At 70.5% G+C, this 16,584-nt stretch carries 12 protein-coding genes and 1 pseudogene; 11 read left to right on the top strand and 2 right to left on the bottom strand.

From position 1 onward, the window contains the following. The first annotated feature begins 303 nt into the window (after positions 1-303). The 4 genes from CcI49_RS29615 (at position 304) to CcI49_RS29600 (ending at position 4,809) form a co-directional block, all read left to right on the top strand. Positions 304-1,134 carry a nitroreductase family protein gene (locus tag CcI49_RS29615; RefSeq protein ID WP_241840307.1) on the top strand — a complete coding sequence of 277 codons (831 nt, stop codon included), beginning with the start codon at positions 304-306 and terminating at the stop codon, positions 1,132-1,134. A 62-nt stretch (positions 1,135-1,196) separates the two neighbouring features. Next, positions 1,197-2,099 carry a sulfate adenylyltransferase subunit CysD gene (gene cysD / locus CcI49_RS29610; protein ID WP_054568563.1) on the top strand — a complete coding sequence of 301 codons (903 nt, stop codon included), beginning with the start codon at positions 1,197-1,199 and terminating at the stop codon, positions 2,097-2,099. Beyond that, positions 2,099-4,021, top strand: coding sequence for a sulfate adenylyltransferase subunit CysN (cysN, locus tag CcI49_RS29605; RefSeq protein WP_076831932.1), 1,923 nt, complete (start codon positions 2,099-2,101; stop codon positions 4,019-4,021). The genes cysD and cysN overlap by 1 nt, the downstream gene beginning before the upstream one ends. A gap of 71 nt (positions 4,022-4,092) precedes the next feature. After that, positions 4,093-4,809 carry a 3'(2'),5'-bisphosphate nucleotidase CysQ gene (locus tag CcI49_RS29600; protein ID WP_076832086.1) on the top strand — a complete coding sequence of 239 codons (717 nt, stop codon included), beginning with the start codon at positions 4,093-4,095 and terminating at the stop codon, positions 4,807-4,809. Between the two features lie 96 nt (positions 4,810-4,905). On the opposite strand, the gene CcI49_RS42745 is transcribed toward CcI49_RS29600, so the two are convergent. Both CcI49_RS42745 and CcI49_RS29590 read right to left on the bottom strand, forming a co-directional pair. Beyond that, complete coding sequence (locus tag CcI49_RS42745; protein ID WP_076831929.1) at positions 4,906-8,577, bottom strand: toll/interleukin-1 receptor domain-containing protein; 3,672 nt, start codon at positions 8,575-8,577, stop codon at positions 4,906-4,908. 132 nt (positions 8,578-8,709) lie between these two features. Next, positions 8,710-9,165, bottom strand: a complete 456-nt coding sequence (locus CcI49_RS29590) for a helix-turn-helix domain-containing protein (protein WP_198955671.1) — start codon at positions 9,163-9,165, stop codon at positions 8,710-8,712. 145 nt (positions 9,166-9,310) lie between these two features. Here CcI49_RS29590 and CcI49_RS29585 point away from each other — a divergent pair, with 145 nt between their 5' ends. The 7 genes and pseudogenes from CcI49_RS29585 to CcI49_RS29560 form a co-directional block, all read left to right on the top strand. Beyond that, on the top strand, positions 9,311-10,264 hold the full coding sequence (locus CcI49_RS29585; protein ID WP_076831925.1) for an NmrA family NAD(P)-binding protein: 954 nt from the start codon (positions 9,311-9,313) through the stop codon (positions 10,262-10,264). A 99-nt stretch (positions 10,265-10,363) separates the two neighbouring features. After that, positions 10,364-11,485, top strand: a complete 1,122-nt coding sequence (locus CcI49_RS29580; protein ID WP_235498093.1) for an NADH:flavin oxidoreductase — start codon at positions 10,364-10,366, stop codon at positions 11,483-11,485. 206 nt (positions 11,486-11,691) lie between these two features. After that, positions 11,692-12,936: a toxic anion resistance protein gene (locus tag CcI49_RS29575; RefSeq protein WP_054568178.1), complete on the top strand. Its 1,245-nt coding sequence runs from the start codon at positions 11,692-11,694 to the stop codon at positions 12,934-12,936. 47 nt (positions 12,937-12,983) lie between these two features. Beyond that, positions 12,984-13,475, top strand: coding sequence for a hypothetical protein (locus tag CcI49_RS29570; RefSeq protein ID WP_054568177.1), 492 nt, complete (start codon positions 12,984-12,986; stop codon positions 13,473-13,475). Positions 13,476-13,501: 26 nt separating this feature from the next. Beyond that, positions 13,502-14,140 (top strand): annotated as a pseudogene (locus CcI49_RS44565) (TerD family protein); the annotation flags it as partial. A gap of 576 nt (positions 14,141-14,716) precedes the next feature. Continuing rightward, positions 14,717-15,340 carry a hypothetical protein gene (locus CcI49_RS43690; RefSeq protein ID WP_241840325.1) on the top strand — a complete coding sequence of 208 codons (624 nt, stop codon included), beginning with the start codon at positions 14,717-14,719 and terminating at the stop codon, positions 15,338-15,340. 117 nt (positions 15,341-15,457) lie between these two features. Beyond that, positions 15,458-16,584 (top strand): DUF222 domain-containing protein (locus CcI49_RS29560; protein WP_158230836.1); only part of this gene is annotated, 1,127 nt, incomplete at its 3' end.

The following is a 16,584-nucleotide window of genomic DNA, read 5'->3' as shown; positions in this document are numbered from 1 at the left end:
TGCTGTGGCGTTGGACCGACCGGGGCATCGACCACGAAGGCACGGTGTTGGACCACACATCCACGCCGAGGGATGGAAGTGCCTGCCCGTGGTTGCTTCATAACAACGAACCAGTCGGACGGGCGCGGCGACCGAGCGGGAGGATGGACGGATGCACCGCGAGCGGACAGGTGGGTCTGACCGATGACCACGGGGGAGAGCCCGGCGCCTACGGCGCCCCCGGGGCTTCCGGCGGGCACCGTGTTTCAGACGGGCACTGTGTTTCAGGCGGACACCGTGTTTCAGGCGGGCACCGAGCTTCCGGTGGACACGGTGGGCCTGCTGGAGGGCCTGACGACGACGCGGGCCATCCGTCGCTACACCGACGAACCGGTGCCCCGGGAGGCCCTGCGGACCATCCTGTTCGCGGCCACCCGGGCCCCCAGCGGGTCCAACCGCCAGCCGTTCCGGTTCGTCGTGCTGACAGACGGCCCGAAGGCCCAGGCCGCGAAGGCGCTGATCGGGCAGGCCGCCCGGCGGGCCTGGGGTGGGAAGCGCCAGGCGGACGGTTACGACCGCGGCTCCGGCGGCGTCGCCGACTCGCCGAAGGCCCGGACGGCCCGTGCCCTCCAGCAGTTCGTCGACGGGTTCGAGCGGATTCCGGTGCTGATCCTGCCGTGCCTGGTGCGTTACCGTGAGCCGACGCCGTCCGAGGGCGCGTCGGTGTATCCGGCCTGTCAGAATCTTCTGCTCGCCGCCCGCGCGCTCGGATATGGTGGCGCGTTCACTGGTTGGAACTTCGCCGTCGATGCCGAGCTGCGGGCCCTGCTGGGGGTTCCCGACGGCACGTTCATCGCCGGCACCATCACGCTGGGCCGGCCGGCGGGCCGGCATGGCCCGGTGCGCCGGAGGCCGTTGGCCGAGCTTGTGTACGAGGAGGAATGGGGCTGCCCCGCGGACTGGGCCGTGGATCCGGCTGGGACGAGGTTCACCACAGCCGGCCCACCCCGGCCGGCTGCTGGTTCGCTGGGATCGGCTGCCGATCCTGGACCGGCCGCCGATCCCGGACCGGCCGCCGACGCCGATCCGCCTCGACAGCCCCGACAGCCTCGACCGGCAACGGTCACCGGACGTGACGAAGGACCGCAGCGATGAGCCAGACCGACCGCGTGGACGCGCCGGCACGGAGAGCACGGACGGAGAAGGGCAACCCCGGCATGGGCCGACTGACACACCTGCAGCGCCTTGAGGCGGAGAGCATTCAGATCTTCCGGGAGGCGGTCGCCGAGAGCGAGCGACCGGTGATGCTCTATTCCGTCGGCAAGGACAGCTCCGTGCTGCTCCACCTGGCGATGAAGGCCTTCTATCCGTCCCGGCCGCCGTTCCCGCTGCTGCATGTGGACACGACCTGGAAGTTCCGGGCGATGTACGAGTTCCGCGACAAGATCGCGGCCGACCTCGGTGTCGATCTGCTGGTCCACCAGAACCCCGAATGCGTCGAGCGGGGGATCAACCCGTTCGACCACGGCTCCGCGACGCACACGGACATGTGGAAGACGGAGGGTCTCAAGCAGGCCCTCGACAAGCACGGTTTCGACCTGGCGTTCGGCGGGGCCCGCCGGGACGAGGAGAAGTCCCGGGCGAAGGAGCGGGTCTTCTCGATCCGGTCGGCGCAGCACCGGTGGGATCCGAAGGCGCAGCGCCCCGAGCTGTGGCGCCTCTACAACGCGAGCAAGGCCCCGGGCCAGAGCGTGCGGGTGTTCCCGCTGTCGAACTGGACCGAGCTGGATGTGTGGCAGTACATCTACCGTGAGCAGATCCCGATCGTCCCGCTGTACTTCGCCGCCCAGCGGCCGGTGGTGGAACGCGACGGAGCGCTGATCATGGTTGATGACGACCGGATGCCGCTGGCCCCGGGTGAGGTTCCCGAGCAGCGCAGCGTCCGGTTCCGCACCCTGGGCTGCTACCCGCTCACCGGCGCGGTGGAAAGCAATGCCGCAACCCTGCCGGAGATCATCCAGGAAATGCTGCTGACGACGAGCTCGGAGCGGCAGGGCCGGGTTATCGACCACGACTCCTCCGGGTCGATGGAGAAGAAGAAGCAGGAGGGGTACTTCTGATGGCGCACGCGACCAACGACCTCGTCGCGGCCGACATCGAGGGCTATCTGCGCGCGCACGAGAACAAGTCGATGCTGCGGTTCATCACCTGCGGCAGCGTCGACGACGGCAAGAGCACGCTGATCGGCCGGCTGCTCTACGACTCGAAGCTGGTCTTCTCCGACCATCTCGCCGCGCTGGAGAACGACTCGAAGAAGGTCGGAACCCAGGGCGACGGGCTCGATTTCGCGCTGCTCGTCGACGGGCTCGCCGCGGAACGCGAACAGGGCATCACGATCGACGTCGCCTACCGGTTCTTCTCCACCGAGCGGCGCAAGTTCATCGTCGCGGACACCCCCGGGCACGAGCAGTACACCCGGAACATGGTGACCGGCGCGTCCACCGCCGATCTCGCCGTCATCCTCATCGACGCCCGCAGGGGCGTGCTCACCCAGACCCGCCGGCACAGCTATCTGGTGTCGCTGCTCGGAATCCGCAACGTCGTCCTGGCGGTGAACAAGCTCGACCTCGTCGACTACTCGCAGGACGTCTTCGACGCCATCGAGGCGGACTACCGCGAGTTCGCCGCCCAGATCGGCCTCACCGACATCGTCGCGATCCCGATGTCGGCGCTGCGCGGGGACAACATCACCGAGCTGAGTCCGAACATCCCCTGGTACACCGGGCCGACGCTGGTCGGGCACCTGGAGACCGTGGAGATCGCCGACGATCTGCACGCCGGCCCGTTCCGGCTGCCGGTGCAGTGGGTCAACCGCCCGAACCTGGACTTCCGCGGCTTCTCCGGCCAGATCGCCGGCGGCAGAGTGCGTCCCGGCGACCGGGTCCGGGTGCTGCCGTCGGGCCAGGAGAGCACCGTCGAGCGGATCGTCACCGCCGACGGCGACCTCGACGAGGCGATCGCCGGCCAGTCGATCACCCTCACCCTCACCGACGAGATCGACGTCAGCCGCGGCGACATCATCGCCACCGCCGGCGACCCGCCGGGCATCGCCGACCAGTTCGAATGCCACCTGGTCTGGATGAGCGAGGAGCCGATGCTGCCGGGCCGGCCCTACCTGCTCAAGATCGGCAGCCGCACCACCAGCGTGACCATCGCGCAGCCCAAGTACAAGGTCAACGTCAACACCCTGGAACGCACCGCGGCCCGCACGCTCGAGCTCAACGAGATCGGCGTCGCCAACATCAACCTCGACCGGCAGATCCCGTTCGACCCGTACACGGCCAACCGTGACACCGGCGGTTTCATCCTCGTCGACCGCTTCACCCGGGCGACGGTGGCGGCTGGGCTGCTGCACTTCGCGCTGCGCCGCGCCGACAACGTCCACTGGCAGGCCGTCGAGGTCGACAAGACCGCGCGGGCCCGGCAGAAGGGCCAGCGGCCGGCGCTGCTGTGGTTCACCGGGCTTTCCGGCGCCGGCAAGTCGACGATCGCCAACCTCGTCGAGAAGCGCCTGCACGACCAGGGCTTCCACACCTATCTGCTGGACGGCGACAACGTCCGCCACGGCCTCAACAAGGACCTCGGCTTCACCGACGCCGACCGGGTGGAGAACATCCGCCGGGTCGCCGAGGTCGCGAAGCTGATGGTCGACGCCGGCACCATCGTCCTGGCCTCGTTCATCTCCCCGTTCCGGGCCGAGCGGCAGATGGCCCGCGAGCTGCTCGGCGCGGGCGAGTTCATCGAGATCTTCGTCGACACGCCGCTGTCGGTGGCGGAGTCCCGCGACCGCAAGGGGCTCTACGCCAAGGCCCGCCGCGGCGACCTGGTGAACTTCACCGGCATCGACTCGCCGTACGAGGCGCCCGAGAACGCGGAGATCGTGCTCGACGCCAGCGGGTCCGTCTCGGCCGAGACCGCGGCTGAGACGGTCGTGGACTACCTGCGCGGCACCGGCATCCTGACCCCACCGGAGGCATCGTGAGCACACCCCCGACCTCGGCCGCCAACCTGGCCGGCCTGACTCACCTGGCTGACCTGGCTGACCTGGCTGACCTGGACGACCACGGCCTCGCCGCGGCCCTCGCCGCCCAGGCCGGCACGCATCTGGTTGCCATCCGCGATCAGGGTGGCGCCGAGGGTGACCGGCAGTCGAACGAGCTGCTGCTGGCCGGGCTGGCGGCGGCCCGGCCGGCCGACGCCGTCCTCTCCGAGGAGAGCGCCGACAGCCCCGAACGGCTCCAGCGCGAGCGGGTCTGGATCATCGACCCGCTCGACGGCACCCGCGAGTACGGTGAGCCGCCCCGCGAGGACTGGGCCGTCCACGTCGCCCTCGCCGTCGGTGGCCGGGCAGTCCTCGGAGCCGTGGCGCTGCCGGCCGCCGGCGGTCTCGTCCTGCACACCGGTGAACCCCCGATGCTGCCGCCGCGGCAGCCCGGGCCGATTCGCCTGGTCGTGTCCCGGACCCGTCCGCCGGCCTGCGTCGACCACCTGCTCAGCCGGCTGGACGCCACCCTGGTGCCCATGGGCTCCGCCGGGGCGAAGGCGATGGCCGTCGTACGGGGCGAGGCGGACGTCTACGCCCACTCCGGCGGCCAGTACGAGTGGGACTCGGCCGCCCCCGTCGCGGTCGCCGCCGCCGCGGGCCTGCACACCTCCCGCCTCGACGGTTCCCCGCTGGTCTACAACCAGGCCAACCCGTACCTGCCCGACCTGCTCATCTGCCGCCCCGAGCTGGCTGAGGACGTCCTCGCCGCCCTGCGCGACCAGTAGCCCTGCGCGGAACACACCGCAGGATTCTCCAGCGGCGTGGCATGTTGCCGGAGTCTCCTCGAAGTTCATGCCGGCAGTGCGGCGAGTGCGCTGGGGCTATTCCAGGTCATCCCATGACCAGGGGGCGGCGGGGCTGTGATCGGGCTCCCGCCCAAACCGGAAGCGCTCCCGGTGATCCCTGACGGTAAGGAACTGATCGAAATGCCCCGCGGCGGGTAGCTGTTCGGTCAACGTGGCTACCTCCTCCTCGGCCCCCAGCTGGTGCAGCTGGTCCAGCAGCTGGGCGAGGGCGTATGGGTTGTCGAGGGGGGTGTGGGTGGCGGCTCGGGTGGCGAGTGTGGCTGTCTGTTCCTCGCCTCCGAGTTGGTGGAGCCTGCCCAGTAGTTGGGCTACGGCGACCGGGTTGCCGAGAGCGACATGTGCGGCGGCTCGGGTGGCCAGCGTGGCTGCATGTTCCCTCGCTCGCACCTGGTGTAGCCGGTCCAGCAGCTGGGCGAGGGCGTATGGGTTGTCGAGGGGGGTGTGGGTGGCGGCTCGGGTGGCGAGTGTGGCTGTCTGTTCCTCGGCTCCGAGTTGGTGGAGCCTGGTCAGTAGTTGGGCTACAGCGACCGGATTACTGAGGGTGACGTGTGCGGCGGCTCGTTCGGCCAACATGCATGCCTGTTCCGTCGCGGCCAGTTGATGCAGCCGATCCAGCAGCCGGGCGAGGGCATACGGGTTGTCGAGGGGGGTGTGGGTAGCGGCCCGGGTGGCGAGCGTGTCCGTCTGTTCCGTCGCGGCCAGTTGGTGCAGTGTCTCCAGCAGCCGGGCGAGGGCGTCCGGGTTGCCCAGGGTGACGTGTGCGGCGGCTCGGGTGGCCAGCGTGGCTACCTCCTCCTCGGCTCCCAGCTGGTGCAGTGTGTCCAGTAGTCGGGCTACGGCGACCGGGTCGTCGAGGGTGACGTGTGTGGCGGGGTTGCGGGCCAGCAGTGTGGCCATCTGTTCGTCCGCTGGCAGCTCGTCCAGTCTGTCGAGCAGTCGGGCCACGGCATCCGGGTTGTCGAGGGCGATGTGTGCGGCGGCTCGTTCGGCCAGGACGGCTGTCTGATTTGCGGCCCGCGCCGCGTTCAGGCCGTCGAGTAGCCGGGCGAGGGCGTCCGGGTTGTCGATCGGCACGTGTGTGGCGGCTCGTTCGGCGAGTGTGGCTGTCTGTTCCTCGGCTCCCAGCTGGTGCAGTGTGTCCAGTAGTCGGGCTACGGCGACCGGGTCGTCGAGGGTGACGTGTGTGGCGGGGTTGCGGGCCAGCAGTGTGGCCATCTGTTCGTCCGCTGGCAGCTCGTCCAGTCTGTCGAGCAGTCGGGCCACGGCGTCCGGGTTGTCGAGGGCGATGTGTGCGGCGGCTCGGGTGGCGAGTGTGGCAGCCTGTTCCGCTGCCCCCAGCCGGTGCAGCCTTTCCAGCAGCTGGGCCATGGCGTAGGTGTTGTCGAGCGCGATGTGTGCGGCGGCTCGTTCGGCCAGGGCGGCTGTCTGTTCCGCCGCTGCCACCTCGTCCAGTCCGTCGAGCAGTCGGGCCACGGCGTCCGGGTTGTCGAGCGCTGCGTGTGTGGCGGCTCGGGTGGCGAGCGTGGCTGTCTGATCCGCCGCACCCAGCCGGTGCAACCTGTGTAACAGCTGGGCCACGGCGTCCGGGTCGTCGAGGGTGACATGCGCGGCGGGGTCGCGGACCAGCAGCATGAGTGTCTGTCTTCCCGCCCCCGCCTCCTCCAGCCCATCCAGCAGACCGGCAACGGCGACCGGGTCGTCGACAGCGATGTGCGCGGCGGGGTCGCGGGCCAGCAGCATGGCCATCTGTCGCGCCGTTCCCAGCTCGCGCAGCCTTTCCAGCAGTCGGGCCACGGCGTACGGGTTGTCGAGGGCCACGTGTGCGGCGGCTCGCGTGGCCAGTGTCGCTGTCTGCTCCCTCGCCCCCAGTTGATGCAGCCTGTCCAGCAGCGCGGCAACGGCGGCCGGGTCGTCGAGAGCGACGTGGGCGGCGGCGTGACCGGCGGGGCGGTGGTCGGTGGGGTGCAGGGTGTTCAGGTGAGTGATGAGGGCATGGGCGGCGTGCGGGTTGCCGTGGGTGGTGGCGTCTTTGTGGAGCTGCGTGGCGTCGCGGTAGAGGCCACGGTTCCAGGCGGCGTAGGCGAGGGTGTCGAGGTCGGAGCGGCGGGCGTGGGCGGCCGCGGCGGTCCAGAAGTCGATCGGCGGGAGGTGGCCGGCACGGTGACGGCGTCCGTGCTGGTCGAGGTAGTCGGCCAGCCGGTACCTCCGTTCCGGCCCAGTGCTGCTGCTCGTGCGGGGCGTGCGCTGGTTACGGGCAGTGTTGCTGAGGACAGGGGTGAGAACGCCGGGGATGCCGTTGGCGGGGGTGGTGACGTAGTCCAGGGCATGGTCGAGCCAGTCGACGCCGGTCCTCTCGGCCGCGAGCAGCGCCTGTTCCCAGGCGGTGTCGGTGAGGTAGCCGGGGGCGGCCTGGGCCAGCCAGGCCAGGGGAAGATGCGGGCCGGCGCCGAGACGACGGGCGTCCATCGCGGCGTGGATTAACGCCTGGGTGGCGGGTTGTGCCTGCTGGTAGCGGTCGAGCAGGGCCGGGGCCCCGGCCAGGTACTGGACGATCTGCCCGTCACGGGCATGTGTGGCGGCCTCGGCCAGGCGAGGGTCGCTGCCGGCCAGACCGGCCAGCGTTTCCCAGTCGGCTCCGGCGAAAGCGTCTGGTAGGCGGATGATGTGGGCCCCGTCGAGGAGCTCTCGGGCATGGGCGTGCGGGTCGGGTCGGCCGGCGTGCGGACGGGTGGTCAGGGCGTCCCAATGCTCAGGCCACAGGGTGGACAGGATCAGTAGCGGGCCGTGCCCTGGCTCGCGGAGCAGGTTCCGCAGCCCTGCGGCGACCTGGTCGCCGCCAGCGTCCGGGGCCAGGTAGAACTGGGCCTCGTTCAGCCAGATCACGGTGTACGGGGCGATCCGCGCCAGGTCCGCGAGGGCTGCCTCGGGTCGGGTCGGGTCGATGGGATGCCACAACCGCCACGGTTCGCCACGACCCCGCAGCAGGCCGACCGCCTCCCAGCAGGCGCGGGTCTTCCCGGTGGAGGATCCGCCGACCAGCACTGCGATCTGGCTGATCTTCTCGTCGGCGGTCCGGGCCACCACCTCGGCGAGCTGGCGGTCATGCTCACGGGGCACATACACCGGCAGAACCGGCACACCGGCGGCGGTCGTGGCGACGGCGCGATGGACTTCCAGCCTGAACGGGTCGCTCACCTCCTCCAGCGGCCACCCCGGCCCCATCGGAGTGTTCCCCGGCGGGGTCCCGCCGGGGAACACGGCCCCAACCTGCGGAGCGGCGTGCCCAGGGAAGCCGTCAGAGCGGCGGGCCGGGCGGGCCAGGCCCGCGGCTTCGATCAGCCGGCGCCGAGCGGTGGCTTCGTCGACACCGTGCAGATCGCGACAGGCGATGGGGGCCAGCACCGGTGGCATCGCACAGTTTTCCACTCGCAGTGGGGTGAGGCCGTTGCCGGCGAGGGCACCAGTCCATTCCTGGGTGCACCAGTGGGAGGTGAAATAGGCCTGCGAGCAGACCGCGATCGTGCGGGTCGCGATGGTCATCTGCTCGTTGACCCAGGCGACGACATTCGCCCCGGCCGGCGAGTCCCACGCCTGCAGCCGGACCGCCTGACCTTCGGCTTCCAGGACAGCGGCGATCCAGGTCGCCCATGCCTCGTCTGCCCCTGTGTAGGAGACAAACACATCCACGCCACCGCCTGGGGCCCCCGTGCCCATAGCTGTATAGCCTGCCACGAAACGCCACCAGACCGATACGTACAGCCTCAGCCTTTGCCTGGGTCTTCGCCTTCGCCGTGATCGCCGGTCCGCGCTGCCGAGATCTCAGTTGGGCTGCGCCGAACGGGCCACGATCTCGTCCGCGTGCCGCGCGATCCAGGTCATCAGTGGTGCCAGGCGGAGCACGAGATCGTTCCCGAGGTCGGTGAGGCTGTACTCGACATGCGGTGGGATGACGGGGAACGCCTCGCGGTGGACCAGCCCGTCCTGTTCCAGTGTCCGAAGGGTCTGGGCGAGCATCTTCTCGCTCACCCCCTGGACAGCGCGGCGCAGCTCACCCCAGCGCAGGGTGCGCTCGGYCAGAGTCAGCAGGACGAGGACGCCCCACCTGCTCATCACATGATCCAGGACAGTCCTGGTCGGGCATGACGAGGGAAAGACGCCGTCCGCGAAGTAGGACCGGAGCTCGCCGAAATGGTCGCTGGTGTGTTCGGCGCTCTGGCTTGGCTCGCCGGTCCGGATCTGTCCGTCGGCCTGGTCGGTGAGCTGTGTGCTAACCATAAGGTTAGTACCTTACCTGAAGGTGGGTACTGTGCGATGGGAAGTATCTGCGGGAGAGTCCGGATGGGCGCGGCCGCGCCCTGACAACGCAGCGATGCAGCGATGCGGTAACGCGGCAACGCAAACGCAGCCACCTGGAGATCTGATGTCCCTCGTCGTTACCGGAACCGGCGGCAACCTCGGCCGTCTCGTCGTGGAGAACCTGCTGGCGCGAGGCGTCGACCCTCGGCGGATCGTTGCGGGAACACGCGATGTGGGCGGGCTGTCGGCGCTGGCCGAGCAGGGTGTGGACGTCCGGCGGATCGACTTCGACGACGCGGCGTCGCTCACGGCCGGCTTCGCCGGCGCGGAGAAGGTGCTGATCGTCTCGGGGACGGACTTCGGCCGTCGGGTGGAACAGCACGTCGGTGCGGCCAGGGCCGCGCGCGACGCCGGTGCGGCGCTCGTCGCCTACACCAGCGCTCCCTACGCCGACACCACCGACCTGCTGCTGGCCGCGGAGCACCGAGGCACCGAGGAGGGCATCCGCGAGCTCGGTGTCCCGTTCACCTTCCTGCGTAACGGCTGGTACTTCGAGAACTACACCAGCCAGATCCCGGTCTACCTGGAGACCGGTGTGATCGTCGGCAGCGCCGGTGAGGGTCGGATCAGCGGGGCGGCCCGGTCCGACTACGCCGAGGCCGCCGCCGCGGTCCTCGCCGGCGAGGGGCACGAGGGTGCTGTGTACGAGCTGGGCGGCGACACGTCCTTCACACTTCCGGAGCTGGCCGAGCAGGTCGCCACGCACTCCGGCCGGCCGGTTGTGTACCGGGATGTCACCCAGGCGGAGCTGGAGGCAGTCCTGACCGGCGCCGGTGTTCCCGCGCCCGTCGCGGCCGTCCTCGCCGACGCGGACCGGGCCATCAGCGCCGGGCGGTTGCTGATCACCACCGGTGACCTGGCTCGGCTCATCGGCCATCCGACGGCCCCGCTGGCCACCGCCGTGTCTGCCGCCACCGCCGTGTCTGCCGCCACCGCCGTGTCTGCCGCCGCCGCCGTGTCTGCCGCCACCACCGTGTCCGCCGCCACCGTGTCTGCCGCCACGTCCGCGGCTTCGTGACGGAACACGGGGGCCCGCACCAACCTTGAACGCGATGTGACTCTGTCATCGAGCCCTGTCCCTGCCGCACCGAGCTCTGCGACGCAGCGCTTTTCCACCGTGGAGGCCAGCGCGCGACTGCTGGACGGAACCGATGCGGCGCCGCTGTTCACGCCGTTCTCGCTGGCGGGCGTCGAGCTGGCCAACCGCTTCGTGATGGCGCCGATGACCCGCCAGCACTCCCCGGGTGGTGTGCCCGGCGAGGACGTCGCCGCCTACTATGCGCGGCGGGCCGCGCACCTCGGCCTGATCGTCACCGAGGGCACCTACGTCGACCATCCCTCGGCCGGGACGAGCGACCGGGTGCCGCGCTTCTACGGCGACGACGCGTTGGCCGGCTGGCGCCGGGTCGTTGAAGCCGTGCACGGGGCGGGCGGGAGGATTGTGCCCCAGCTGTGGCATCTCGGGGCCGTTCGTGAGCCCGGGGCACCGCCGCATCCGCGGGCGCCGGTGCTCAGCCCGTCCGGCCTGCGGGCCGACGGCGCCGTGGCCGGGGAGCCGGCGACCACGGCGGAGATCGACGCGGTGATCGCCTCCTTCGCCCGTGCCGCGGCGGACGCGCGGCGGGTCGGTTTCGACGGCGTCGAGCTCCACGGTGCCCACGGCTACCTGCTGGACCAGTTCTTCTGGTCGCTCACCAACCGTCGCGCCGACGGCTACGGCGGGAGCCTGGCTGGCCGGGCCCGCCTCGGGGCGGAGGTCGTCGCGGCGGTCCGCGGCGAGGTCGGCCCGGACTACCCGGTGATCTACCGGTTCTCGCAGTGGAAGGGCGGGCACTACGACGCGGTCGTCGCCGAGACGCCCCACGATCTCGACACGCTGCTGACCCCGCTCGTCGGCGCCGGCGTCAGTGCCCTGCACGTGTCCACCCGCCGCTACTGGCTGCCGGCATTCGACGACTCACCGCGCACCCTCGCGGGCTGGACGAAACACCTGTCCGGCCTCCCGACCATCGCCATCGGTTCGGTCGGGGTGCCGACGGCCTTCCGCGGCGACCATGAGGGCGCGGCCGCGTCGCTGAGCCTCGCCCCGCTGCTGGAGCTGTTCGCCCGCGGCGAGTTCGACCTGGTCGGGCTCGGCCGGGCCGTGCTCTCCGAACCCGCCTGGACCACGAAACTGCGGGAAGGGCGCCTGGCGGAGATCCGTCCCTACGACAAGGCGGACGAGACCCGCCTCACCTGACGAGCACCGCCCGCGCGCCTTCCATCGGTACCTGGACGGACGTCGTGGCAGGGCTCGGGGGCATCGCCTGAGTCCGCTGGTCGACAAGGCATTTCGCGTAGGGTCGAAGGTGGCAGACACTTCGTGCGGCCCACTTCATCCGGTTTGTGGTGGGCCACGCCGGCCGAGCAGGGTTACTGCCCGGCGGATGTCGGGGAGGGGACGCCGTGTCGGACTCGTTGGACCTTGGTGGCACGCCGGCTTCGGGGGCCGGTGCCGCCTCCGCCGGGGCTGCTGCCACGGGTGGCGTGCTGGAGCTGGTGCCGCCTGCCCCGGTGCCCGTCGTCGCCGACGACCAGGTGGACAGCATGGTCCCGCTCGACGAGGCGACCAAGGTGGCGCTGCGGGAGCGCGCCGCGGCGTTCGCGGCCGATCTCGCGGCGCAGGACCCGCGCAGCCCCGCCTTCCAGTCCAAGATCAACGACATCACCCGGATGGGCGAGCGGGAGATCGTGGCGAGCGCGCGGGTGTCCAGCCGGATGCTGGACCGGCCGGCGGCGGCGCTGCAGTCGAGCCGCGGGTCCCGGGGCGGTCGGGCCGGGGCGGACGCCCAGGCCCGGGTCGCCGGCACCCTGGTCGAGCTGCGCCAGACGGTCACCGACCTCGATCCGGGGAAGGCGGACCTGAAGGGCGCCCGCAAGCTGCTGGGCGTGGTCCCGATGGGGAACAAGATCGCCCGCTACTTCCAGCGCTACCAGTCCGCGCAGAAGCAGCTCGATGCGATCATCGGTGCCCTTGGCTCGGGTCAGGACGAGCTGCGCAAGGACAATGCAGCCATCGAGCACGAGAAGGCCACGCTCTGGGCCGCGATGGGCAAGATCACCGAGTATGCCACGCTCGCTCGCGCTCTCGACAGCGCCGTCTCGGCCCGGATCGACCAGATCAGGATCACCGACCCGGCGACGGCGGACGCCCTCACCTCCGACGCGCTGTTCCCCATCCGCCAGCGCCAGCAGGACCTGGTCACCCAGCTGGCCGTGAGCGTGCAGGGCTACCTGGCCCTCGACCTCGTCCGCAAGAACAACATCGAGYTGATCAAGGGCGTCGACCGGGCGCAGTCCACGACCGTCGCCGCCCTGCGCACCGCCGTGATGGTGGCTCAGGCCCTGGCCAACCAGCAGCTGGTCCTCGACCAGATCACGGCGCTCAACGCGACCACCAACAACATGATCCTGTCGACGAGCGAGCTGCTGCGCCAACAGTCCGGCCGCATCCAGGAACAGGCCTCATCCAGCACCGTGGACGTCGAGACGCTGCAGAAGGCGTTCGACAACGTCTTCGCGACGATGGACGCGATCGACACCTACAAGGTCAAGGCGGTCGACAGCCTCGCGACCACCGTCGCCGCGCTGGAAACGCAGGTCGGCCGTTCGAAGGCCTACCTGGAGCGGGCCCACAACGGCGAGGGCTGACCGGTGCCCGCCCCAGTGACGGCGGGCCCACGGCCGGGGCCGGAAGCATGATCTTCCGGCGGCGTGGCGGGCGCGCCGAAGAAGACACCGAACAGGACGCGCAGACGTCCCCCGCAGGGCGGGCAGCCGAGCTGCGCAAGGAGCTCGCGGCGATTGTCACCGGAGCGAACGCCGACGGGGGGCGGCTCCCGCCCGGCGCGGTGCCGACCGTGCGCGACATCGACGACGTCGTGCGGCCGTTGCTGGTATATGTCGAGGCCAGGTCGGCGAGCGACGAGGAGCTACGCTACCTGACCATGATCGTCCGTGACTACCTGCCGCGGGCGCTCGACGACTTCCTGGCGCTGCCATCGCAGTACACCGACCGCCCGGGCATCACCGGGACGACCCCCGCCGAGGACCTGGTGCGCCAGCTGCAGCTCCTCGACGAGGGTGCCATCGAACTCCAGGACTCCGTCTACTCCGGGGACGCCGCGAAACTGGCGATCCAGGCCCGGTTCCTGGAGGCGAAGTTCCGCCGATCGGATCTCGACTCTTGACGGCGACCCTGCCCCGCGGCGGCAACGTGCTGCTGGCGAAGGAGGCACCCGGGATTGAGCGTGTCCGTGTCGTGACCTCCTGGAGCGGCGCCGCACCCGAATTCGGGGCCCGGGCTGGGACCGGGGGCGGAGCTGGGGCTGGCGCCGGGGCTGGCTTCGGGAGCGGTGCTCAGGCTGATGGTGGTGCTCAGGCTGATGGTGGTGCTCGGGCTGGCAGTGGTGCTCGGGCTGACGGCGGGCCTGGCGCGTGGCTTGAGGTCGACGGCGTACTCGTCCTGGTGGATGACGCGGAGCCCACATCGCAGCTACTCCTCACCAGCCAGGTGCCGAATCCCACGGAGCCGATCGGGGTGTCGCCCCTGCCGAGGCAGCCCGCCGGCGGAGGGAGCGAGGAGGTCGTCGTCACCCTCGCCGCCGTGCCACGTACGGTCACCACACTCCAGTTCGCGGCCGCGATCTACGCCGCCTCCGGATCCGGCCGGAGCTTCCGTTCGGTGCCGCACGGTTCGATCCGGCTGTACGACGACGCCACCGGCACCGAGATCGTCAGCTACACCTTCACGGTCGAGACCGGCTACGAGACCGCGCTCGTCTTCGGAGAGCTGTACCGGCATCCGACCGGCTGGAAGTTCCGGGCGGTCGGCGAGGGCTACACGGACGGGATGGCGGGCCTGGCCGGCTCCCCGGGTGGTGCCGGCTCGCCGGGTGGCGTAGGTACCGCGGGTGGCGCCGGCTACCCGGATGAACTGCCAGTGGCCAGGCCGGGGGAGGTGGCCTCGTTCGTGAGTCGGCTTTCCCGATCCCACAGCCGACGGAAGGTGGCCGACCACCTGGAGGCGGCGAGACGTCCGCCAGCGGCCTCACCCCCGGCGGCCTCACCCCCAGCGCCGTCGCCCATACCACCGCGGCCCTCCGCGCCACCGCAGCCGGCCAGACCCACACCGCTCGCGTCTACGTCTGCGCCTGCTCCGTCTCCGCCCGCGCCTGCCCCGCAGCCGTCCGCACGGGCGACGCCTGCATCGCCGTCTGCGCCACCGCTGCCCGTATCCTCGCCTGCGCCGCCAGCCACGCTCCGTCCGTCGGGTACCGCGCAGGCACCTGCTGCGGGGCACCAGGGTCCGGCAGCCAGACCAAGTAGCGCCGTCCCAGCCGGCGCGCACCCGTCGTCACCGCGGGAGTCCGCGCCGTCGCCGCTCGACCTCAGCCAGAAGGACGGCGCCCCCAGGCCAGCGACCATCGAGGTGAGCGAGCGTTCGTCTCGTTACCGCCAGCGCCATGAGCGTGTCAGCACCTTGGACGAGGAGCATCCCGCCACCATCTGGACCGGCGAGCAACGGGGAACCGGCGGTGCCATGACGGTGTCGCTGAACTGGACCCCGCTGACGACGCGGACGGGCCTGCCCCGCCCCGGAAACATCCATTTCGGGTGCTTCTGGCAGGCGTTGGATGGCGAGACCGGGGTGATCCAGCAGTACGGCGCCGGTACGGCGACCGGCACTGGGCGTGCCGGTCGCCAGGTCCTGCGGCTCGTTGGGGGCGACGAGCGCGACGAGCAGACGATCTTCGCTGACCTCGGCACGCTCGCGACCTTCAAGCGGTTCTTCGTATACGCCTATGGCCTGCACCGTGCGCCAGAGTGGGCGCTGCTACGGCCGTCGGTGGTTGTCTCCGCGCGGACCGGTGAGCAGCTCACCATCCGGCTGGGCAATGCGCCGGAAAACGCGCGCACGTGCGTGGCGGCGTCGTTCCACATGGTGGGGGACGACCTGGTGATCCGCCGGGAGAACGACTTCGTCGAAGGCGCCCAGGCCGATGCCGCCGTGCGCTACGGCTGGCCGCGGGGTTGGGATACGGGCGGGCGTTGAAACCTGGGTGAAGAACCCGAGTTCTCGCCCGTGCCGTGCCTATTCTACTACTTCTATAATACATTGATTTCGCTGATTCTCTTGGTTTCATGATGCCTCTGGATGTCACGTCTGGGTATGGCTGGTGACCTCACAGTGCGGCATATCGGCCGCACGGATTTGCGGATAAACCGCTCGTCGGCGGTGGTCTTCTGGCTGATCTGGGAATGCGAGGTTGTCGGCTGGGGCGTCTGTCTGTCAAGGCGGTCTGGGTGGCCGGTGAACTCGTTGTGTCCTCCGTTCTCTGGCTCGGTCTTCACTCCCGCTTTCCGGTTTAGCATCGCCCTTGTGATCGAACGCCCGTTCGATCGCGTGGTGTGTGTTTCCGGACCGGAGGGCAGTGCCATGGCTTCCAGTACCCGCTCGACCCGCACCGACCCGGCCAGCGTGTCCCGTGTGCCGGTGGAAGGCGACGGCGAGGGGGTTCCGGTCGCTCATCGGGTGTTTGAGGGGTGGTTGAACGAGTGTCTGGAGCGGCTTCGGGTGGCGGTGGCGGGGATCGCGGCGGCGCAGGCGGTGGCGATCCGGGTGCAGGCGGAGCTTGCCGCGGCCTGGCCGCCGGAGGGCTATGACGAGCTGGGTCTGTTCGGTTCGGTGGTGGCGGGTGAGGTGGCGGGGGTGATGCGGATCTCGACGGGGTCGGCGGAGTGGCATCTGGATTTCGCCGATCAGGTGGTCCGCCGGATCCCGGCCGGGTTGGAGGCGTTGGCGGCGGGGGTGTTGGACCTGCCGCGGCTGACGTCGTTGGAGCGTGCGACCGCCCCGTTGGATGTCGGGCTTGCCGGCCGGGTCGTGGACCACGTCCTCGCGAAGGGGCCGCGGGCGCATCGGAGGTCGTTCACGGCGGCGTGCCGCCGGGGGGTGATCAAAATCGATCCGGAGGGTGCGGCGCGGCGGTCTGAGGAGCGGTGTCGGGAGCGGCGGGTGTGGGTGGAGCCGGAGGAGGACGGGATGGCGGTGTTGGGGGCGTTGCTGCCCGCGGRCGGCGCGTTGGCCTGCCGGAAGCGGATCGAACGGATCGCCGACGCGATGATCGTGGACAGGGCCGAAGAGGACGGTCGGAGTCGGGATGAGGTGCGTGCGGACACGTTGATGGATCTGATCCTGGGCCGGTACGGGCAGCCCGGGCCGGCGGGTGCGGCAGGTGCGGATGTGCAGGTGATCGTTCCGATCGGGACGTTGCTCGGTCTGGACGCCGATCCCGG

This window comes from Frankia sp. CcI49 (genome assembly GCF_001983215.1).
Lineage (GTDB): Bacteria > Actinomycetota > Actinomycetes > Frankiales > Frankiaceae > Parafrankia > Parafrankia irregularis.
This window is presented reverse-complemented; position numbering and strand designations above follow the sequence as displayed.